This window comes from Phytohabitans maris (genome assembly GCF_031085175.1).
Taxonomy (GTDB): Bacteria; Actinomycetota; Actinomycetes; order Mycobacteriales; family Micromonosporaceae; genus Phytohabitans; species Phytohabitans maris.
Genome location: NZ_JAVHUY010000030.1, coordinates 52376 through 72609, shown reverse-complemented (window position 1 = coordinate 72609; position 20234 = coordinate 52376). Strand labels below are relative to the sequence as shown.

Below are 20234 nucleotides of genomic sequence, written 5' to 3'. Positions count from 1 at the left end.
CACTGCAACATGCCTTACACAAGTGCCGCCGGCAGCGGCTCCGCGTGGACCACCGAGAGGCGGGAGACGGCCCGGGTGAGCACCACGTAGAGGCGGTGCAGCCCACGCGGCTCCGCGGCCACGATCTCGGCCGGCTCGACGACCACGACATGGTCGTACTCGAGGCCCTTGGCCAGGCTCGCCGGCACCACCGTCACGCGCGCCACCTGGTCGTCCACTCCCGCGGCCGCGACGCCGGCGGCGGCCAGCGCGGCCCGCAGCCGGTCGGCCGCCGCGTCCGCCGCGATCACCGCCACCGACCCTTCGTGGTCGAGCGCCGCCCGCACCTCACCCACCGTCGCGGCATCCAGATCATCCGCCGCGCGAACGACGAGCTCCCCGTCATGCCGCAAAGACCGAGCCTCTGGTACGTCCACCGCGAGCGCTGGCAGCAGCCGGTTGGCGAGGGCGACAACCGCCTCGGGTACCCGGAAGCCGACGGTCAGCGGCACCACCGGCGCGTCCGGCTTGCCCAGGTGGCGCAGCGACTCGCGCCAGTCGGTGGCGGCCCACGGCGCGGTGCCCTGGGCGAGGTCGCCGAGGAGCGTGATCGAACCGTGCTCGCTGCGCCGCGCGATCGCGCGGCACTGCATGGCCGACAGGTCCTGCGCCTCGTCGAGCACCACGTGACCGAAGCCGGTGGGGCGCTCGATCAGCCCGGCCGCCTCGTCGAGCAGTACCGCGTCCGCCGCGCTCCACCGGGCCGCCTTGGGGGTGCGGGCCGGCTTCGTCCACAGTAGAGTCACCTGCTCGCCGGGGGTGAGCGCGTCACCGGCCGCCCGGGTGAGCATCGCGGCGTCGGAGAGCAGGCCGTACACGAGTCCCTCCGGCGTTACGGCCGGCCACACCGCGTCCAGGAACTCGGTCACCGGCTTGGCCCGCCCCATCCGACGCAGCCACGCGTCGCCCGGGGAGTCGCCGCGGCGGGCCTCGCTCTGCCGCTGGAGGAGGCCGACGACGCGGGCCCGTACCCGCTCGCGCCCCGTCTCGTACGGCAGTCCCTCCCGGCGCGCCTCGTCGACGACGCGGCGGAGCGGCTCTTCGGCGATCCGCCAGCGGTACGAGCCGTCGGAGACCACGATCGGCGCGTCCGGCTTGCGGATACCGCCCCACAGCGCGCGGTGCAGCACTCCGGCCATCCGCTCGTCGTGCTTGAGCGCGGCCACCTCGGGCGGGTCGGTCGCGCGTACCGGCACGCGGGCGATCAGCTCCTCCAGCGTGCTCTGCGCCACCTCGACCTCGCCGAGGGCGGGCAGGACCGCCGAGATGTACGAGAGGAAGGCGCGGTTGGGCCCCACGATGAGTACCCCGTTGCGGCGCAGCCGCTCCCGGTGCAGGTAGAGCAGGTACGCGGCCCGGTGCAGGCCAACCGCGGTCTTGCCGGTACCCGGCGCACCCTGCACGCAGATCGAGTCGGCGAGGTCCGCGCGGACCAGCTCGTCCTGCTCCGGCTGGATCGTGGCCACGATGTCGCGCATCGGCCCCACGCGCGGCCGCTCGATCTCCGCGGTCAGGATGCGGCTGGCCGTACCCAGCTCCTCGCCCCGGTCGAGATGCTCGTCCTCGAAGCTGGTGAGGACGCCACCGCTGTACCCGAAGCGGCGCCGCACCCGCACGTCCTGCGGGTCGCGGGCGCTGGCCCGGTAGAACGCCCGGGAGATCGGCGCCCGCCAGTCCAGCACCATCGGCTCGCCGGCGGCGTCCACGACGTGCCGCCGCCCGATGTGGTGGTCGCTCTCTGCGAAGCGGAGCCGCCCGAAGAAGAGCGGCGTGTCCGGGCTGTCGGCCAGCTCGGACACCCGCCGCGACAGCGTCCGCCCGAGCGTCTCCGCCGCGTACGCGTCGCCGGCCACCTGGTCACCGGTCGCGAAGAGCACCTCGGCCCGCTCCCGCATCCGCCGGAGCGCCGTCCGTGAGGCGGCCAGATGTTCTTGTTCAGCAGTGAGTTCGGTGTCAAGGTCCTGTGCGGGCACGGTCATCCTTCAGCAGTGATCTTCGAGACTGCTCGCGTACCCGAGGCGCTCAGCCGGCCTCGGCGCGCAGGGGACGCCCGATGCGGTGCATTCTCACCACGGCCGTCAAGCGGCCATCGAGATTACGCTCCGTCGCCACCCACCCGCCACCGAATTACCGGCCCACCGCCGCGCGCGGATTTCCACCCCACCGACGAACGTCGGTGGGGTGCCAAACAGCTTCTCGTACCAGGCCAGCGCCGCTGGGTAGTCGTCGACTGGGATTCCCGCGTACAGGTCGATGGCCATACCGGCGAGGCTACTGACGGACCAGCGCGCCGAGGGGGTGCGGCGTGGGCCACTTCTGCGGCATCCGCCTGATTCCTGGCGCCTGGTGGCCGATACGGTGGGGATCATGAGGCGTCCACGAGTCGGCCACATCCAGTTCCTCAACTGCCTGCCGATCTACTGGGGCCTGATGCGCTCCGGTGCCCTCATCGACGTCGACCTGCACAAGGATTCGCCCGACCGGCTCAGCGCCGCGCTCATCAGCGGCGACCTGGACATCGGGCCGATCTCGCTCGTGGAGTACCTGCGCAACGCCGACGACCTGCTGCTCCTGCCGGACCTCGCGGTCGGCAGCGACGGCCCGGTGCTCTCGGTCAACGTGGTCTCCACCCGCCCGCTGCCCGACCTCGACGGCGCCAAGGTGGCGCTCGGCTCGACCTCGCGCACCGGCGTGCTGCTCGCCCAGATGCTCCTCGCCGACCGGTACGGCGCCCAGCCCGAGTACTTCACCTGCCCGCCCGACCTCACCCAGATGTTGCTCGAGGCGGACGCCGGCGTCCTGATCGGCGACGTCGCGCTGCGTGCGCTCTACGAGGCGCCCCGGCGCGGCCTCTCCGTCACCGACCTCGGCCAGGCCTGGCGGGAGTGGACCGGCCTGCCGATGGTCTTCGCGGTGTGGGCGGCGCGCCGCGACTTCGCCGCCGATCACCCTGGCGTGGTGAAGGAGGTGCACGAGTCGTTCCTGCACTCGCGCGACCTCTGCCTGTCCGAGCTCGACGACGTGGCGGCCAGCGCGGCGCGGTGGGAGCCGTTCGACGCGGCAACGCTGGCCTCGTACTTCCGGGTGCTGGACTTTTCGCTCGGCGAGCGGCAGGTGGGTGGCCTGCGCGAGTTCGCCCGGCGGGCCGCGGAGCGGGGCGACGTGCCGGCGCTGCCGGCGGAGGGGCCGGCGTTCTTCAGCTCTTGAGCTGGCGGGCCACGTTTTCGCAGATCTTGGCGCCGTACTCGTAGCCGAGGCTCACCGGGTACCGGGTCATCACGCCCATCGTCCAGCCGTCGCCGATCGCCAGGCAGTTGACGTGCCACTCGCCCAGGGCGTCGCGGGTCACCCAGCCGTTCTTGATCGCGATGTTCTTCTGGGTGCTCGCCGGGAACGCCTTGCGGATCCCGAAGTCACCGACGCCGCGTACCGCGCGCATCTCGTTGAGCAGCCACTTGGTCCACTTCGGGCCGGCGGCGCGGCCGTCCGCGATGCACACGCCGAGCCGGGCGGTGTCGCGGGCGGAGAGGCGGGTGTTGCTCCACAGGTTCTTGTACGCGCTGCTGTCGGTGAGCTTGCACGTCTTGACGAGCCGGCCGATCGAGGCGGAGCCGCCGATCTCCTCCCAGAGCGACTGGGCAGCCTCGTTGTCGCTGTCGCGGATCATGATCGTGAGCTGCTGCATGCGGGCCGCGCTCGGGGTCTGGCCGCTCGCCGCCGCCCGGCGCAGGTAGTCCGCGGCGATCCACGACTTGATCAGCGAGGCGGTCGTATTGGTCTGGGCCATGTTGGAGGAGCCGTAGACCTTGCCGGTGCGCCGGTCGATCATCGACCACGACCACCAGCCGGTGGCGTCGATCGTGACCTTCGCCGGGCGTACGGCCAGCGGTTTGACCGACGGCGACGGCTTCGGCGTGGGCGACGGGCTCGGTGACGGTTTCGCCGGAGCGAGCGGCGAAGCGGGCGCCGACCCGGACGTCGAGGCAGTGCTGGGGCCGGTCCCCTCCCAGCGCGACGCGGCCTCGGCGGAGAGCGGGGAGCCGGGCAGGGTACGCAGGCCGACGCCGGCGAGCGCCAGCCCGATCAGCGCGGTGCCACCGAGCAGCCACCACATCCATCTGCCGCCCTGCCGCCTTGCCGCCATTCGACTACCTCCGGACGAGCTGTTCGGTGATGCCGCGACAGACGTTGGCGCCGTAGTCGAGCCCGTGCTCGGCGGGATAGCGCAGCATCACCGCGAGCACCCAGTCGTCGGCCACCGCCAGGCAGTTGACGTGCCAGTTGCCGTCGTCCCAGATCGACGTCCAGCCGTTCTTGATGCCGACGCCCTGCTGGACGATCTCGTCGGGGAGGCCGTCGATGATGCCCCACCGTCCGCCGCCCGATGTCTCGTGCTGGTCTTCGGCCGCGGTCGTGCCGCGGACCAGCGTCATCTCCTTGAGCACCCACGCGGTCCACTTGGGCCCGGCAGCGGTGCCGTTCTTGACGCATTCGCCCAGGCGCACCGCGTCGCGCGGGGACATCTGGGTGTAGCTCCACCAGCCGGACCGGGGGATGCTCGTGTCGGTCAGCCCGCACATCGAGATCATGCGCTGGACGACCTCGTCGCCCCCGCCGGCCAGGTACAGCGACTGGGCCGCGTCGTCGTCGCTGTCGCGGATCGCGGTGCTCGCCTGAGCCAGCCGCTCGGCCGAGGGCTCGGCGGTACGGCGCAGGTAGTCGGAGACGAGCCAGACCTTGATCATGGACTCGGTGGAGCTCGTCTCGGTCATGTTGTCCGAGCCGGCGATCTCTCCGGTCTGCCGGTCGAGCAGGGCCCAAGCGGCGAACCCGTCGATGGAGACCTCGACCGGGCCGGCGGCGAGCGTGGGCACAGAGGCCTCCGGCGAGGCGGACGGCGATGCGGACTGCGGCAGTGTGGCTGATGAGGACGGCACGGCGCCACCCGCACCGGCGCCGCTGGCGGCCGGCGTCGTGGGGTCGTCACCCAGCCGGGACGTAGCGGCGGGGACGGCGAAGAGGGCTCCGCCACCGATGACGAGTGCGGCAATAGCGAGGCCCATCGTGCGAGGACGCATGAGGGGGCTTTCCTGGAATCAGTGCCGAGGGGATGTGCGTCCCGGAGTCTACGGCCCCAAACTAGCCGTGCCATGAGTACTCGAACCCATTTGCGGCCGTAGCGGCATATAGAAGGCGGTATTACCGGATTATCCGTGACCTGACTCACTCCATTGTGGATACCCAAAGTGACTAGACGACTACGTTGCGCGTCGATCTGTTACACATGCTGGCCAAGCCGTCGGAGAGCTGTAACACTGTGGAGGTGTACGGCAACGACATCCCAGGCCTGCTGGGCGAGGTTGAGGCGGCCGAGACCGCCCTCCGCGAGGCTGCGGCCCGTGACACCGAGGCGGCTCATGGTGAGGCCGCGTACTTCGACGCCGTGATCAAGGCGGACCAAAAGATCGAGCCGCGCGACTGGATGCCGGATTCGTACCGTAAGACGCTGATCAGGCAGATCGCCCAGCACGCGCACTCCGAGATCATCGGCATGCAGCCGGAGGGCAACTGGATCAGCCGGGCCCCCACGCTCAAGCGCAAAGCGATCCTGCTCGCCAAGGTGCAGGACGAGGCGGGTCACGGCCTCTACCTCTACGCCGCCGCCGAGACGCTCGGGGTCAGCCGCGACGAGCTGGTCGAGCTGCTGCTGGCCGGCCGGCAAAAGTACAGCTCGATCTTCAACTACCCCACGCTCACCTGGGCCGACGTGGGCGCGATCGGCTGGCTCGTCGACGGCGCCGCGATCGTCAACCAGGTGCCGCTGTGCCGCTGCTCGTACGGGCCGTACGCGCGGGCGATGATCCGCATCTGCAAGGAGGAGTCGTTTCACCAGCGGCAGGGCTTCGAGATCCTGCACACGCTGTCGCACGGCACCGAGGCGCAGCGGGCGATGGCCCAGGGCGCGGTCGACCGGTGGTGGTACCCGTCGCTGGCCATGTTCGGCCCGCCGGACGCCGACTCCACCCACTCGGCGCAGTCGATGGCCTGGAAGATCAAGCGTTTCTCCAACGACGAGCTGCGCCAGCGCTTCGTCGACATGTGCGTGCAGCAGGCCGGCGTGCTGGGCCTGACGCTGCCCGACCCCGACCTGCGGTGGAACGAGGAGCGCCAGGCGTACGACTACACCCAGCCCGACTACGACGAGCTGATGCGGGTCATCAAGGGCGACGGTCCGTGCAACCGGCAACGGATGGCGCACCGGCGCCGATCCCACGACGAGGGCGCCTGGGTCCGCGAGGCGGCCGCGGCGTACGCCAAGAAGCGAGCCGCGGATGCCTGACAACGACTGGCCGCTCTGGGAGGTCTTCGTCCGGCCGCGGCGTGGGCTGTCGCACGGGCACGTCGGCAGCCTGCACGCCCCGGACGCGACGATGGCGCTGCGCAACGCCCGCGACCTCTACACCCGCCGCCAGGAGGGGGTCTCGATCTGGGTGGTGCCGGCCGCCGAGATCACCGCGTCGAGCCCGGACGAAAAGGACGCGTTCTTCGACCCGGCCGCCGACAAGGTGTACCGCCACCCGACCTTCTACGACGTCCCCGAGGGAACCCAGCACCTATGAACGTCGACCGCCTGCTCGGATTCGGCGACGACGCGCTCGTCGCGGCGCAGCGTCTCGCCGAGTGGCACGCCAGCTCCCCCGAGATGGAGGAGGACATCGCGCTCGCCAACATCGCCCTCGACCAGCTCGGTGCGGCGCGGCTGCTGCTCACCTACGCCGGGGAGGTCGAGGGGCGGGGCCGCGACGAGGACGCGCTCGCTTTCCTCCGCGACGACCGGGAGTTTCGCAACTGCCTGCTGGTCGAGCTGCCCAACGGCGACTTCGCGACGACGATGGCCAAGCTGCTCTTCCTCTCGGCATACCAACTCCCGCTCTACACCAAGCTCGCGGGCCTTTCCGGCCACGAAAACGCCGGCCGACTCGCGGGCCCGCCGCACCGCGATGACGCCGGCCGACTCGCGGGCCCGCCGCGCCGCGAAGACGCCGGCCGCGAAGACGCCAGTCGCGCGGACGCCGGCAGCGCGGGCCCGCCGCACCCGGAAGACGCCGGGCTCGCCGACAGCGCCGGGCCCGCCGGGCCGGCGGGCGGCGGAGACGCCGGGCCCGCAGGCAGCGGCGAAGGCGAGCGGCTCGCGGCGATCGCGGCGAAAGCGCGCAAGGAGTCCGCGTACCACCTCGACCACAGTGCACAGTGGACGATCCGGCTGGGTGACGGCACCGAGGAGTCGCACCGGCGGATGCAGGACGCGGTCGACGCGCTCTGGCCGTACACGCACGAGCTGACCAGCGGCGAGGTGAGCCGGGACGAGTGGCTCTCGATCGTGGAGCCGGTGCTGGCCGAGGCGACGCTCGACCGGCCGGCGGACGGCTGGGCGCCCGGCGGTGGGCGCAGCGGCGTGCACACCGAGCACCTGTCGTACCTGCTGGGCGAGATGCAGGTGCTGCACCGCGCGCATCCGGGGGCACGATGGTGACCCCCCGGGAGGCGGCCGCCGCCGTCGTCGACCCCGAGCTGCGGGTCGTGACGATCGAGGAGCTGGGGATCCTGCGCGACGTCAGCGTCGACGCGGGTACCGGTCACGTGACGGTGACGATCACCCCGACGTACACCGGGTGTCCCGCGATGGACGTGATCCGCGCGGACATCCGGGCCGCGCTGAGTGCGGCCGGCCACCCGGACGCGGAGGTGCGTACCGTCTTCGGCCCGGCCTGGACGACCGACTGGATCAGCGAGTCCGGCCGGGCCAAGCTGGCCGCCGCGCACATCGCGCCGCCACACCGGGCCGGCCCCGTGGCGCTGGCGCTGACCGTGCGCTGCCCGGGCTGCGGCTCGCCAGACACCGAGCAGCTGAGCCGCTTCGGCTCCACGGCGTGCAAGGCACTGTGGCGGTGCCGGGCCTGCCGAGAGCCGTTCGAGCAGGTGAAGGCGCTATGACGAGCAAATGCCGCGGCACGATGAACGCCGGCGCCATGAGCCCCGCGAGTAGGTGAAGGCGCTATGACGGTGACGATCAAGCGGCCGGTGCGGCGCCGGCCGGTCTTCCACCCGCTGCCCGTCGAGGCCGTCGACCGGCTGACCGACGACGCGGTGGCGGTCACCTTCGGCGTGCCGGGCGAGCTGCGCGAGGCCTTCGACTTCCGGGCCGGGCAGCACCTGACCGTGCGGCTGGCCGGCGAGGCCGAGGACGTGCGGCGGTCGTACTCGATCTGCTCCACCCCGGCCGAGCTCGCCGCCCGCGGACGCCTTCGGATCGGGGTCAAGGAGATCCCCGGCGGCGCGTTCTCCGCCTACGCGGCGCGGTCGCTGCGGTGCGGCGACACCGTCGAGGTCATGCCGCCGCTGGGACACTTCACGACCGCGTTCGCGCCGGACCGGGTCGGCCACTACGGCGCGGTGGTCGCGGGCTCGGGCATCACCCCGGTGCTCGCGCTGGTCGCGACGGCACTCTGCGTCGAGCCGGCCAGCCGGTTCACCATCGTGTACGGCAACCGGTACGCGCGCAGCGCCATGTTTGCCGAGGAGCTGGCCGACCTGAAGGACGTCTACCCGGACCGGCTGCAGGTGGTGCACGTGCTCTCCCGGGAGCCGCAGGAGGCTCGGCTGCTCTCCGGCCGGATCGACGCGGCCCGCCTGGCCGAGCTGCTGGAGACGCTGGTGCCGGGCGACCGGATCGACGAGTGGTTCCTCTGCGGGCCGTACGGGCTGGTCACCGACGCGCGGGCGGTGCTGTCCGGGCGAGGGGTGCCGGACTCGGCGGTACACACCGAGCTCTTCCATGTCGACGACGTGCCGGAGCCGCCGCGGCGGCCGGAGCCCGACGGCCGGGGGACCGAGGTGACGATCCTGCTCGACGGGCGGGCGTCGAGCTTTACGATGGGCGCCGGCGAGCGGGTGCTGGACGCCGCGCTCAAGGCGCGGCCGGAGCTGCCGTTCGCGTGCAAGGGCGGGGTCTGCTCGACCTGCCGGGCCAAGGTGGTCGAGGGCTCGGTCACGATGGCCCGCAACTACGCGCTGGAGCCGGACGAGCTGGCCGCCGGGTACGTGCTGACCTGCCAGTCCAGCCCGGACACCGAGCGGCTGGTCGTCGACTACGACGCCTGAGGCCTGGCGTCCTTCTCCGCCGGCTCCTCCTCCTCATCCGCGGCGGGTGAGGGATCCGCAGGGGGTGCGGGCCGCAGGCGTCCGCTCGTCAGGCCGAAGATGGCGAGTGCGGCGCCCAGGGACGCCAGTGGCAGCGCCGGCATCGCGTACCTGGCCTCGTACATGCCGATCGCGACGGTGAGGATCGTCAGGCCGGTGCCGGCGACGAGGAGCACCACCACGTCGAGCTTGATCCGGCCGGGTGCCCTGGGGCCGGGCAGCCGCCAGCGGAAGAACCGCAGGCCCGAGATGAGCGTCGCAAGCACGAGCAGCAGGCTGATCGAGAGCGTCGACGGGATGAGCCGCACGTACTTGCCGTACCAGTGCAGGCCCTCGGTCACCGCCGTCGGCTTGGGACCGGTCTTCGGGTCGGCCGCCCACTTCTGGTAGTCGCCGCGCGCCTGGGACGGGTAGCAGCGGTTGGGCACGGTGAGCGTGTCGCGGAACCCCTCCGGTGGTGTCCAGCGCAGCCGCAGGCAGTCGTTGTCGGGCCCGAGCCGGAAGCCGGGCACGAAGTGGGCGAGGCTCTCCTTGCCCACCGAGCGCAGGTAGTCGCCGGGCTGCTGGCGGATCACCGCCATGGAGAAGTCGGTGTAGAGCTTGGCCCCGTCCGCCGTGTACGCCATGTAGCGCCGTTTCGGTGGACTCGTCCAGAAGTACGCGTCGGCCCGGTCGAAGTGCCGGGTCGGGCAGAGGGTCTGCTCCTCGAACGTGAGGTCGATCCGGGAGCAGTCGGCGATCATCGCGGCTCGCCCGTAGAGGGCGATGCCGGACTGCGAGCCGTAGACGCTCTGCCGGTCGCCGATCCAGTTCATCACCAGCAGGTACGGGATCAGGAACGTGATCGCGTACGCGACGAGCGAGCGCCAGCCCGCCCAGCGCACGAGCAGCAGCAGCCCGACCAGGACCACCAGGGGCAGCGCGGTCGGCTTGGTGAACCATGCGCAGGCCAGCAGCAACCCGGCCAGCCCGGCCGCCCACCAGCGCGGCTTCTTGTCCCAGAGCACGACGATGATGGCCAGGCCGATGCAGAACGTGAGGATCTGGTCCGGCAGCAGGTAGTGCTCGACGGTCAGGAAGAGCGAGTCGAAGAGCACCGGCACGATCGCCAGGCAGGAGAGCCAGCGGGGCGCGCCGCGGTGCTGGAGGAACGCGTACATGGCGGCGGCGAGCACGAGCCCGGCCAGGTGCTGAAGGAAGATCAGCGACATGAACGTGTGGGTGGGCTCGAGTAACTTCAGCGCCACCACGTAGCCGAGGGCTCGGGTGGGGCTGGCGTAGAGGTCCTTGGCCTCCGACATCGTGATGTACACACCGCTGTCGCCGAAGTACCAGAACGCCGGCTTGTACGACAGCATGAACAGGGCTCGCAGGACGCCGCCGAGCAGGATCAGCGCGAGGAACACGCTGTGGCGCCGGAGGAGCCGGGCGAGTCTTCCCAGTCGCCCTCGGCGGAGCCGGTCGGCGGGGGCGGCCTGCGCCTCCACGTCACGGCTGAGGGTGGCGGTCACGGATCGCCTCGCTTCCGGTGGCGGTCAGCCGTAAGACTAAAAGCCCTTTGCCCGTACTTGAGGCGATTTGGGCAAGCCCATGTCGGACCGCCGCCCAGCCCGGACAATGGCGAGCCGTGCGGCGCCCTTCACAGAACGCGGCGCCAGCATATCGAGGCGCTCACCTTCCCGTAGTCTCGGTTTCGTGAACGCGAGCGCCGAGATCGAGGACATCCTGCAGCGTGGGGCCGGCGGCGGGCGGATCACGCCCGAGGAGGCGCTCCTGCTTTACACCGATGCGCCGTTCCACGCGCTCGGCGAGGCGGCCGACGCGGTGCGCCGCCGGCGGTACCCAGACGGCATCGTGACGTACCTCATCGACCGTAATATCAACTACACCAACGTCTGCGTGACGGCGTGCCGGTTCTGCGCGTTCTACCGGGCACCCAAGCACGCCGAGGGCTGGACGCACCCGATGGAGGAGATCCTGCGGCGGTGCGGCGAGGCGGTCGCGCTCGGCGCCACGCAGGTCATGCTCCAGGGCGGCCACCACCCGGACTACGGGGTGGAGTACTACGAGGAGCTCTTCTCCTCGGTCAAGCGCGCCTACCCCCAGCTCGCCATCCACTCGATCGGCCCGAGCGAGATCCTGCACATGGCGAAGGTCTCCGGGGTCTCCATCGAGGAAGCGATCGTACGGATCAAGACCGCCGGGCTCGACTCGATCGCCGGCGCCGGCGCGGAGATGCTGCCGGATCGCCCGCGCAAGGCGATCGCGCCGCTGAAGGAGTCGGGCGCGCGGTGGCTGGAGGTCATGGAGGCCGCACACCGGCTGGGTGTCCAGTCGACGGCCACGATGATGCTGGGCACCGGCGAGACCAACGCCGAGCGGATCGAGCACCTGGCGATGATCCGGGACGTGCAGGACCGCACCGGCGGGTTCCGGGCGTTCATCCCCTGGACGTACCAGCCGGAAAACAACCACCTCAAGGGCCGCACGCAGGCCACGACGGTGGAGTACCTGCGGCTGATCGCGGTCGCCCGGATCTTCTTCCACAACGTGGCGCACCTGCAGGCCTCGTGGCTCACCACCGGCAAGGAGGCGGGCCAGCTCTCACTCCACATGGGGGTCGACGACCTCGGCTCGATCATGCTGGAGGAAAACGTGATCTCCTCAGCCGGCGCCCGCCACCGCTCCAACCTGCACGAGCTGATCTGGATGATCCGCTCGGCGGGGCGGATACCGGCACAGCGAGACACGCTCTACCGCCACCTGGCCGTCCACCGCACGCCGGACGACGACCCGCGGGACGACCGCGTGGTCTCGCACTTCTCCTCCATCGCCCTGCCCGGCGGCGGCGCCGGTACGCGGATCGAGCTACCGCTGGTGGACAGCAAGTAGTCAGCCGAACGGACGGATCTCTCGCGGCATAGGCGGGCCAAATTAGGCCTGAATACGGATAAACCAGCGGCGACGCGGGGCAGAGGTAACTCTCCGATAACAAACAGGGGGTCGCGCGAGATCGCGTCCGGCCGTTAGCGTCCCTCGCGCCGTCTCGGTGGCCCCTAGGCGGTGAAGTTCCGTCTCGACCGTGCGCCGGTCGTATACATAGAGCAGGACCGCCGCGGGCGGGGTGGGAGACCGCCCCGCCCGCGACGTTTTCCGGTGCCCGATGATGGGTGCGTGACCCGCGCAGACCTGGACAAGCAGCCGCACGAGATCGCCGCGATGTTCGACGGCGTGGCCCGCCGGTACGACCTGACCAACACGGTCCTCTCCTTTGGCCGGGACCGGGGCTGGCGCAAGGCGACCCGGGAGGCGCTCGACCTGGCGCCCGGGCAGCGGGTGCTCGACGTCGGCGCCGGCACCGGGGTCTCCACCGAGGAGCTGGCCGCCTCCGGGGCGTACGCGGTGGGCCTGGACCTGTCGATCGGCATGCTGCGGGCCGGACGGCGGGTGCGGCCGGCGGTGCCGCTGCTCGCCGGCGACGCGCTGCGGCTGCCGTTTCCGGACGCCGCCTTCGGCGCGGTGACCATCTCGTTCGCCCTGCGCAACGTGGTCGAGCCGGACGTCGCGCTGCGCGAGCTGGCCCGGGTCACCCGGCCCGGCGGGCGGCTGGTGGTGTGTGAGTTCAGCCACCCGACCGCCGAGCCGTTCCGCCGGGTCTACCTGTCCTATCTGATGCGCTCGCTGCCCGCGGTGGCCCGCCGGGTCGCCAGCAACCCCGACGCGTACGTCTACCTCGCCGAGTCGATCCGGGCGTGGCCGGACCAGGCGGGGCTGGCGGCGCTGATCGGCGAGGCGGGCTGGCAGGGCGTGAGCTGGCGCAACCTGACCGGCGGCATCGTCGCCCTGCACCGGGCGACCCGCTCGGCGGCCCTGCCCCACGCGTGAGGAGCGCGGAGCGGGTACGACGCGCGGCCAGAAAGCCACAAATAGGGCATACCGGCCGCTATGCTGCGGCCATGGTGGGGGAGAGCGAAGCGATCGCGGAGATGATCGGGCAGGTGCGGCAACTGGCCGAGGAGCACCCGGAGGCGGCGCAGCGCCTCGCCGCCGATCTGACGGCGGCGCTGGGCCTGGCAGGGATGCACTTCGATGGTGAGAAGATCACCGAGCGTACCTCGGTGGGAGCGGATCCGGCGGGCGAAGGCGGCGCGGCCAGCGAAGTTGCCACAAACCAGCGACCTTAGGGTTGCCTAACCAAGCGGCCCCCTGCGAACGGTTCTAGACTCCACACCGAACGCTTGTGAAGCATTTCACGAGCGCACCGGATCGGAGGTGGAACCGTGTCCGACGAAGCCGACGTCATCGTGGTAGGCGCCGGTCCGGGTGGTTCCACGACGGCTTACCACCTGGCCCGACACGGCCTGCGGGTGCTGCTGCTGGAGAAGACCGAGTTTCCCCGCGAGAAGGTCTGCGGCGACGGGCTCACTCCGCGGGCGGTCAAGCAGATCGTCAAGCTCGGCATCGACACCAGCCCCGAAGCGGGCTGGTTGCGTAACAAGGGCCTGCGGGTCATCGGCGGCGGCATCCGGCTGGAGCTCGACTGGCCGGAGCTGGCCAGCTTCCCCGACTACGGCCTGGTCCGCACCCGGCTCGACTTCGACGACATGCTCGCCAAGCAGGCGGTCAAGGCCGGCGCGCTGCTGCACACGAAGGCCAACGTGACCGGCCCGGTGCTCGACGGCAGCGGCCGCGCGGTGGGCGTCGTCGCCGAGGTCGACGGCGAGGAAAAGACGTTCCACGCGCCGCTGACGATCGCCGCGGACGGGGTCTCCGGGCGCTTCCCGCTCGCGATGGGCCTCGCCAAGCGCGAGGACCGGCCGATCGGTGTCGCGGTGCGGCGCTACTACCGCTCGCCGCTGCGGCACGACGACGACTACCTCGAGTCCTGGCTGGAGCTGCGCAGCCGTGAGGCGGGCGACAAGCTCCTGCCCGGATACGGCTGGATCTTCGGCATGGGCGACGGCCGGGTCAACGTGGGGCTGGGCGTGCTCAACTCGTCGGCCGCGTTCGGCAAGACCAACTACCGCCGGCTGCTGGTCGACTGGCTGGGCAGCACCCCGCCGGACTGGGGCATGTCGGACGAGGCCAACGCCGACGGCCCGATCCTCGGCGCCGCGCTGCCGATGGGCTTCAACCGGGTGCCGCACTACACCCGGGGCGTGCTCCTGGTCGGCGACTCCGGCGGCATGGTCAACCCCTTCAACGGCGAAGGGATCGCGTACGCGATGGAGTCGGGCGAGCTGGCCGCGGAGGTCGCGGTGCAGGCGCTGGCGCGACCGGCCGGGCCGGCCCGGGAGCGGGCGCTCGCGGCGTACCCGGCCGAGCTCAAGGCGCGGTACGGCGGCTACTACCGGCTTGGCAACGTCTTCGTGAAGCTGATCGGCAACCCGCAGATCATGAAGATCGCCACCCGGCACGGCCTGCCGCATCCGACGCTGATGCGGTTCGTGCTCAAACTCCTGGCAAACCTGACCGATCCGCGCGGTGGCGACGCGATGGACCGGATCATCAACGCCATGACCAGGGTGGCCCCCGCGGTGTGAGCGCATCCGCGGGTGAATAGTGTGAATCGATCGAAGTAGCCGCAGGCCGGGAAGGACGAGCAGGGGAAAGAGGATGTCGCTCTCGCCGTACGTGCCCATCATCGGGGTCTTCGCCCTCGCCGCGGCGTTCGCGGTCTTCTCCGTCGCGATCGCGCCGATCATCGGCCCCCGCCGCTTCAACAAGGCCAAGCTCGCCGCGTACGAGTGCGGCATCGAGCCCTCGCCGGAGCCGGTCGGCGGCGGGCGGATCCCGATCAAGTTCTACCTGACCGCGATGCTCTTCATCGTGTTCGACATCGAGATCATCTTCCTGTACCCGTGGGCCGTCTCCTTCGACGCGCTCGGCATCTTCGGGTTCGTGGAGATGCTGCTCTTCATTGGGACGGTCTTCATCGCGTACGCCTACGTTTGGCGGCGCGGGGGGCTGGACTGGGACTGAGGTCTTACGCGCCATGGGAATCGAAGAGAAGCTGCCGAGCGGCATCCTGCTGACCAGCGTCGAAAAGCTGGTCAACTGGACCCGCAAGACCTCGACGTGGGGCGCCACCTTCGGGCTGGCGTGCTGCGCGATCGAGATGATGGCCGCCGGTGCCCCCCACTACGACCTGGGCCGCTGGGGCATGGAGGTCTTCCGCGCCTCGCCCCGCCAGGCCGACCTGATGATCGTCGCCGGCCGGGTGAGCCAGAAGATGGCCCCGGTGCTGCGCCAGATCTACGACCAGATGGCCGAGCCTCGCTGGGTGCTCTCGATGGGCGTCTGCGCGAGCAGCGGCGGCATGTTCAACAACTACGCGATCGTGCAGGGGGTCGACCACGTGGTGCCGGTCGACATGTACCTGCCGGGCTGCCCGCCGCGGCCGGAGATGCTGATCGACGCGATCCTCAAGCTCCGCGAAAAGATCATGCACGAGCCGCTCGGCCCGAACGGCCGCAAGATGCTGGAGGCCCGCAAGGCCGCCGGCGACGTTCCGGTCGTCGCGCCCGGCTCGATGCCCTCGTCGTACCGCTCCGACAAGGCCAAGCGGGCCGAGTGGACGCAGGCCGTGCGCGAGGGGCGCGAGGAGCAGCTCCGCATCGAAAAGTGGATGCAGGAGCAGAGGCACCTCAAGGCTGGAGGCCGCTGGTGAGCACTAACGGCGTAGAGCCGAACAGGCCGAGCGAGGACCCGGGTGGCGGCGTGCCCGCCCAGGCACCGCCGGTCGGCGCCACCTCCGGCGCACCCGCGGAGTACCCGCCGGCCAGCCACGCCGGGCGGGGCATGTTCGGCATCCACGGCTCCGGTGACACGTCCGGCTTCGGCGGCCTGGTGCGGCGTCGCGTCGACCCGGTCGGCACACCCAGGCCGTACGGCGGCTACTTCGACGAGGTGTACGACGCGCTCGACTACGCGTTCCCCGGTCTGGAGGACGCGATCGAGAAGGTCGTGGTCGACCGGGGTGAGCTGACCCTGCACATCAAGCCGGAGCGGATCGTCGACGTCTGCCGGACGATGCGCGACAGCGAGGGGCTCCGCTTCGAGCTCTGCTCCTCGGTGTCCGGTGTGGACTACCTGGGCGCCGACGACCGCCGCCTGCACGTGGTCTACCAGCTCACCTCGATGACGTACCGGCGCCGGGTGCGGCTGGAGGTGGCGGTCACCGCCGACCACCCGCGGGTGCCGAGCGTCACCCAGGTCTACCCGACGGCGGACTGGCAGGAGCGGGAGACGTACGACTTCTTCGGCGTCGTCTTCGAGGGCCATCCCAACCTGACCCGGATCCTCATGCCGGACGACTGGGAGGGCTTCCCGCAGCGCAAGGACTACCCGCTCGGCGGGGTGCCCGTGGAGTACAAGGGCGCCGAGATACCGCCGCCAGACAAGCGGAGGAGCTACCAATGAGCGAGCGGAGCGAGCGAATCATCAGGCACAGCCCGTTTGATCGCTCATGGTCGCCCGCAGCGAAGCGAGGACGGCCATGAGTTCACCGGGGTACGCGACCGAGCGTGAGACCACCGAGGGCAAGGTCTTCAACGTCACGGGCGGCGACTGGGACACCGTCGTCGGCGGCACCGACCCGATCCAGGATGAGCGGATCGTGGTCAACATGGGTCCGCAGCACCCGTCCACCCACGGCGTGCTCCGGCTGATCCTGGAGCTCGAGGGCGAGACCGTCCGCGAGGCCCGGGTGGTTGTGGGCTACCTGCACACCGGCATCGAAAAGAACCTCGAGTTTCGCAACTGGGTGCAGGGTTCGACGTTCGTGACCCGGATGGACTACCTGTCGCCGATCTTCAACGAGACCGGGTACGCCCTGGCGGTGGAGAAGCTCCTCGGCATCGAGGACCAGATCACCGAGCGGGCCACCACGATCCGGGTGCTCATGATGGAGCTCAACCGGATCGCCTCGCACCTGGTCTGGGTGGCCACCACGGGCATGGAGCTCGGCGCGATCTCGATGATGCTCTACGGCTTCCGCGAGCGGGAGTACATCCTGGAGATCTTCGAGATGGTCGCCGGCCTGCGGATGAACATGGCGTACGTCCGGCCGGGCGGCGTCGCGCAGGACGTGCCGGACGAGGCGATCGTCAAGATCCGCGAGTTCCTGGCGTTGATGCCGAAGAAGCTCAAGGAGTACGAGGCGCTCCTCTCCGGCCAGCCGATCTGGCACCAGCGCACCAAGGACGTCGCCGTGCTCGACGTCACCGGCTGCCTGGCGCTGGGCATCACCGGCCCGGTGCTCCGCTCCGCGGGCCTGCCATGGGACCTGCGCAAGACCATGCCGTACTGCGGCTACGAGACGTACGAGTTCGACGTGCCGACCACGCCGACCGGTGATGTGTGGGGCCGCTACCTGGTCCGCATGGCCGAGATGCGCGAGTCGCTGAAGATCATCGAGCAGGCGCTCGACCGGCTCAAGCCCGGCCCGATCATGGTGGCCGACAAGAAGATCGCCTGGCCGGCGCAGCTCGCCATCGGCGTCGACGGCATGGGCAACTCGCTGGAGCACGTCGCCAAGATCATGGGTCAGTCGATGGAGTCGCTGATCCACCACTTCAAGCTGGTGACCGAGGGCTTCCGGGTCCCGCCCGGCCAGGTGTACGTGGGCATCGAGTCGCCCCGCGGCGAGCTCGGCGTGCACGCGGTCTCCGACGGCGGCACCCGCCCCTACCGGGTGCACTACCGCGAGCCCAGCTTCGTCAACCTCCAGGCGATCCCGGCCATGGCCGAGGGCGGGCTGATCGCCGACGTGATCGCCGGGGGCGCCTCTCTCGACCCCGTGATGGGTGGGTGTGACCGCTAGTGGGATTCAGTGAAGCCACGCGCGAAAAGGCGCTGGAGATCATCGCGCGTTACCCGGCCGACCGGTCCCGGTCCGCGCTCCTGCCGCTGCTGCACCTCGTGCAGTCCGAGGAGGGGCACGTGTCCCCGGCCGGCGTGCAGTTCTGCGCCGAGCTGCTGGGCATCACGAAGGCCCAGGTCGGCGCGGTGGCCACGTTCTACACGATGTACAAGCGCCGGCCGACCGGCGACTGGCTGGTCAGCGTCTGCACCAACACGATGTGCAACGTGCTCGGCGGCCAGGAGATCTACGACCGGCTGAGCGAGCACCTCGGGGTCGGGCACGACGAGACCACCGCCGACGGCTCGATCACGTTCGAGCACGCCGAGTGCCTGGCCGCCTGCGACTACGGCCCGGTGATGACGGTCAACTACGAGTTCTTCGACCAGGTCGACCCGGACACCGCCGTACACGTGGTCGACCAGCTCCGCGCCGGGCAGCGGCCGCAGCCCACCCGCGGTGCCCGGCTCTGCACGCTCAAGGAGATGTCGCTCCAGCTCGCCGGATACGCCGAGCCGCGCGAGGAGGCGGTCGGCGACGGCCCGGCCGGCGCACCCACCCTCCGCGGCGCCCGGCTCGCCCAGGACCACGGCATCAGCGTCTCCGGCTTCGACCCGGACACGCCGATCAAGTCGTCGCGGGGCGACGGGGCACCGGCGGCCCAGGCGGCCGGCGTCGCGGCGAACAAGCCGGCCAGCGACCTGAAGCCCGCCGGCGACATGGCGAAGCAGCAGGAGCAGGCGCTCAAGGAGGCGAAGAAATGACCGGCCCCCGGCGGGAGACGCTGGAGAAGCTGACCCCGGTCCTCACCAAGCGCTGGCTGTCGCCGGAGGCCTGGCGGATCGGCGTCTACGAGCAGCTCGACGGGTACGCCGCGCTGCGCAAGGCGCTCGCCGCCCACCCCGACGACCTGATCCAGCTCATCAAGGACTCCGGCCTGCGCGGTCGCGGCGGCGCCGGCTTCCCCACCGGGCTCAAGTGGGGTTTCATCCCGCAAAACGACGGCAAGCCGCACTACCTCGTGGTCAACGCCGACGAGGGCGAGCCGGGCACCTGCAAGGACCTCCCGCTGATGACGCACGACCCGCACTCGCTGGTCGAGGGCGTGATCATCGCGTCGTACGCGATCCGGGCCAACCGCGCGTTCATCTACATCCGCGGTGAGGCGGTGCACGCCGCGCGCCGGCTGCGCAACGCGGTCCGGGAGGCGTACGCCAAGGGGTACCTCGGCACCAACATCCTCGGCTCCGGCCACGACCTGGACCTGGTCGTCCACAGTGGAGCAGGCGCGTACATCTGCGGCGAGGAGACGGCGCTGCTGGACTCGCTGGAGGGCTTTCGCGGCCAGCCCCGGCTGCGCCCGCCGTTCCCGGCGACACACGGCCTCTACGCCAGCCCCACGGTGGTCAACAACGTCGGCACGATCGCGAGCGTGCCGTACATCGTGCTCGGCGGCGCCGACTGGTGGAAGAGCATGGGCACGGAGAAGTCGTCCGGCCCGATGATCTACTCGCTCTCCGGCCGGATCGCCAACCCGGGCCAGTACGAGTGCTCGCTCGGCGTCACGCTGCGCGAGCTGATCGAGCTGGCCGGCGGCATGCTGCCCGGGCACAACCTGCGGTTCTGGACGCCGGGCGGCTCGTCCACGCCGCTGCTGACCGCCGAGCACCTCGACGTGCCGCTCGACTTCGAAGGGGTGGCGGGAGCCGGCTCGATCCTCGGCACCACGGCCACGCAGATCTTCTCGGACCAGGACTGCCCGGTGTACGCGACGTACAAGTGGCTGGAGTTCTACTACCACGAGTCCTGTGGCAAGTGCACCCCGTGCCGCGAGGGCAACTACTGGATGGTGGGCATCTACCGCCGGATCCTCTCCGGCGCCGGTACCCACCAGGACCTGGACACCCTGCTGGACACCTGCGACAACATCCTCGGCCGCGCGTTCTGCGGCCTCGGTGACGGCGCGACCAGCCCGGTGACCTCCTCGATGAAGTACTTCAAGCAGGACTACCTGGACTACATCGAGGGCCGGAAAGCGCCGCGGCTTTCGGCGAAGCAGCTGGTGGGAGCGCACTAATGCGAGCGCGAGGAGTGAGCTCCGACGGCCTGGGCCGCGCCGCGGACCCGGGCG

At 70.7% G+C, this 20234-nt stretch carries 21 protein-coding genes; 16 read left to right on the top strand and 5 right to left on the bottom strand.

What is annotated here, in order from left to right; all coding sequences use genetic code 11:
• Window positions 1-14 precede the first annotated feature (14 nt).
• Both RB614_RS28225 and RB614_RS28220 read right to left on the bottom strand, forming a co-directional pair.
• Complete coding sequence (locus RB614_RS28225; protein ID WP_308715684.1) at window positions 15-2018, bottom strand: HelD family protein; 2004 nt, start codon at window positions 2016-2018, stop codon at window positions 15-17.
• A gap of 99 nt (window positions 2019-2117) precedes the next feature.
• Window positions 2118-2300, bottom strand: coding sequence for a VOC family protein (locus RB614_RS28220; protein ID WP_308715683.1), 183 nt, complete (start codon window positions 2298-2300; stop codon window positions 2118-2120).
• A gap of 106 nt (window positions 2301-2406) precedes the next feature.
• Between RB614_RS28220 and RB614_RS28215 the strand changes: the two genes are divergently transcribed.
• Window positions 2407-3246 carry a menaquinone biosynthetic enzyme MqnA/MqnD family protein gene (locus tag RB614_RS28215; protein ID WP_308715682.1) on the top strand — a complete coding sequence of 280 codons (840 nt, stop codon included), beginning with the start codon at window positions 2407-2409 and terminating at the stop codon, window positions 3244-3246.
• Here RB614_RS28215 and RB614_RS28210 read toward each other — a convergent pair.
• Together RB614_RS28210 and RB614_RS28205 are read right to left on the bottom strand one after the other, a co-directional pair.
• The gene (locus RB614_RS28210; RefSeq protein WP_308715681.1) at window positions 3236-4183 is read right to left on the bottom strand and encodes a serine hydrolase; all 948 of its coding nucleotides are present in this window, start codon (window positions 4181-4183) and stop codon (window positions 3236-3238) included. The genes RB614_RS28215 and RB614_RS28210 overlap by 11 nt on opposite strands.
• Before the next feature lie 4 nt (window positions 4184-4187).
• Window positions 4188-5117 carry a hypothetical protein gene (locus RB614_RS28205; protein WP_308715680.1) on the bottom strand — a complete coding sequence of 310 codons (930 nt, stop codon included), beginning with the start codon at window positions 5115-5117 and terminating at the stop codon, window positions 4188-4190.
• A gap of 245 nt (window positions 5118-5362) precedes the next feature.
• Here RB614_RS28205 and paaA point away from each other — a divergent pair, with 245 nt between their 5' ends.
• The 5 genes from paaA (at window position 5363) to paaE (ending at window position 9201) form a co-directional block, all read left to right on the top strand.
• Window positions 5363-6379 (top strand): 1,2-phenylacetyl-CoA epoxidase subunit PaaA, encoded by a 1017-nt coding sequence (gene paaA / locus RB614_RS28200; RefSeq protein WP_428983122.1) that lies wholly within the window; start codon window positions 5363-5365, stop codon window positions 6377-6379.
• On the top strand, window positions 6372-6659 hold the full coding sequence (gene paaB, locus RB614_RS28195; protein ID WP_308715679.1) for a 1,2-phenylacetyl-CoA epoxidase subunit PaaB: 288 nt from the start codon (window positions 6372-6374) through the stop codon (window positions 6657-6659). The genes paaA and paaB overlap by 8 nt, the downstream gene beginning before the upstream one ends.
• Complete coding sequence (locus RB614_RS28190; RefSeq protein ID WP_308715678.1) at window positions 6656-7573, top strand: 1,2-phenylacetyl-CoA epoxidase subunit PaaC; 918 nt, start codon at window positions 6656-6658, stop codon at window positions 7571-7573. Before paaB ends, RB614_RS28190 begins: the two co-directional genes overlap by 4 nt.
• Window positions 7567-8034, top strand: a complete 468-nt coding sequence (gene paaD / locus RB614_RS28185) for a 1,2-phenylacetyl-CoA epoxidase subunit PaaD (RefSeq protein WP_308715677.1) — start codon at window positions 7567-7569, stop codon at window positions 8032-8034. Before RB614_RS28190 ends, paaD begins: the two co-directional genes overlap by 7 nt.
• Window positions 8035-8097: 63 nt before the next feature.
• The gene (gene paaE / locus RB614_RS28180; protein ID WP_308715676.1) at window positions 8098-9201 is read left to right on the top strand and encodes a 1,2-phenylacetyl-CoA epoxidase subunit PaaE; all 1104 of its coding nucleotides are present in this window, start codon (window positions 8098-8100) and stop codon (window positions 9199-9201) included.
• On the opposite strand, the gene RB614_RS28175 is transcribed toward paaE, so the two are convergent.
• Window positions 9189-10751 carry a phospholipid carrier-dependent glycosyltransferase gene (locus RB614_RS28175; protein ID WP_308715675.1) on the bottom strand — a complete coding sequence of 521 codons (1563 nt, stop codon included), beginning with the start codon at window positions 10749-10751 and terminating at the stop codon, window positions 9189-9191. The genes paaE and RB614_RS28175 overlap by 13 nt on opposite strands.
• A 184-nt stretch (window positions 10752-10935) precedes the next feature.
• Here RB614_RS28175 and mqnC point away from each other — a divergent pair, with 184 nt between their 5' ends.
• The 10 genes from mqnC to nuoF all read left to right on the top strand — a co-directional run bounded on the left by mqnC (window position 10936) and on the right by nuoF (window position 20180).
• Window positions 10936-12132, top strand: a complete 1197-nt coding sequence (mqnC, locus tag RB614_RS28170; protein WP_308715674.1) for a cyclic dehypoxanthinyl futalosine synthase — start codon at window positions 10936-10938, stop codon at window positions 12130-12132.
• A 282-nt stretch (window positions 12133-12414) separates the two neighbouring features.
• Complete coding sequence (locus RB614_RS28165; protein WP_308715673.1) at window positions 12415-13125, top strand: demethylmenaquinone methyltransferase; 711 nt, start codon at window positions 12415-12417, stop codon at window positions 13123-13125.
• Between the two features lie 71 nt (window positions 13126-13196).
• On the top strand, window positions 13197-13424 hold the full coding sequence (locus RB614_RS28160; RefSeq protein ID WP_308715672.1) for a hypothetical protein: 228 nt from the start codon (window positions 13197-13199) through the stop codon (window positions 13422-13424).
• A gap of 96 nt (window positions 13425-13520) precedes the next feature.
• Window positions 13521-14783 (top strand): geranylgeranyl reductase family protein, encoded by a 1263-nt coding sequence (locus RB614_RS28155; RefSeq protein WP_308715671.1) that lies wholly within the window; start codon window positions 13521-13523, stop codon window positions 14781-14783.
• Window positions 14784-14856: 73 nt separating this feature from the next.
• On the top strand, window positions 14857-15222 hold the full coding sequence (locus RB614_RS28150; protein WP_308715670.1) for an NADH-quinone oxidoreductase subunit A: 366 nt from the start codon (window positions 14857-14859) through the stop codon (window positions 15220-15222).
• Between the two features lie 13 nt (window positions 15223-15235).
• The gene (locus RB614_RS28145; RefSeq protein ID WP_308715669.1) at window positions 15236-15910 is read left to right on the top strand and encodes a NuoB/complex I 20 kDa subunit family protein; all 675 of its coding nucleotides are present in this window, start codon (window positions 15236-15238) and stop codon (window positions 15908-15910) included.
• Window positions 15907-16662: an NADH-quinone oxidoreductase subunit C gene (locus tag RB614_RS28140; RefSeq protein WP_308715668.1), complete on the top strand. Its 756-nt coding sequence runs from the start codon at window positions 15907-15909 to the stop codon at window positions 16660-16662. The genes RB614_RS28145 and RB614_RS28140 overlap by 4 nt, the downstream gene beginning before the upstream one ends.
• A 76-nt stretch (window positions 16663-16738) precedes the next feature.
• Window positions 16739-18064 (top strand): NADH-quinone oxidoreductase subunit D, encoded by a 1326-nt coding sequence (locus RB614_RS28135; protein ID WP_308715667.1) that lies wholly within the window; start codon window positions 16739-16741, stop codon window positions 18062-18064.
• Window positions 18064-18867, top strand: coding sequence for an NADH-quinone oxidoreductase subunit NuoE (nuoE, locus tag RB614_RS28130; RefSeq protein ID WP_308715666.1), 804 nt, complete (start codon window positions 18064-18066; stop codon window positions 18865-18867). Before RB614_RS28135 ends, nuoE begins: the two co-directional genes overlap by 1 nt.
• On the top strand, window positions 18864-20180 hold the full coding sequence (nuoF, locus tag RB614_RS28125) for an NADH-quinone oxidoreductase subunit NuoF (RefSeq protein ID WP_308715665.1): 1317 nt from the start codon (window positions 18864-18866) through the stop codon (window positions 20178-20180). The genes nuoE and nuoF overlap by 4 nt, the downstream gene beginning before the upstream one ends.
• Window positions 20181-20234 lie beyond the last annotated feature (54 nt).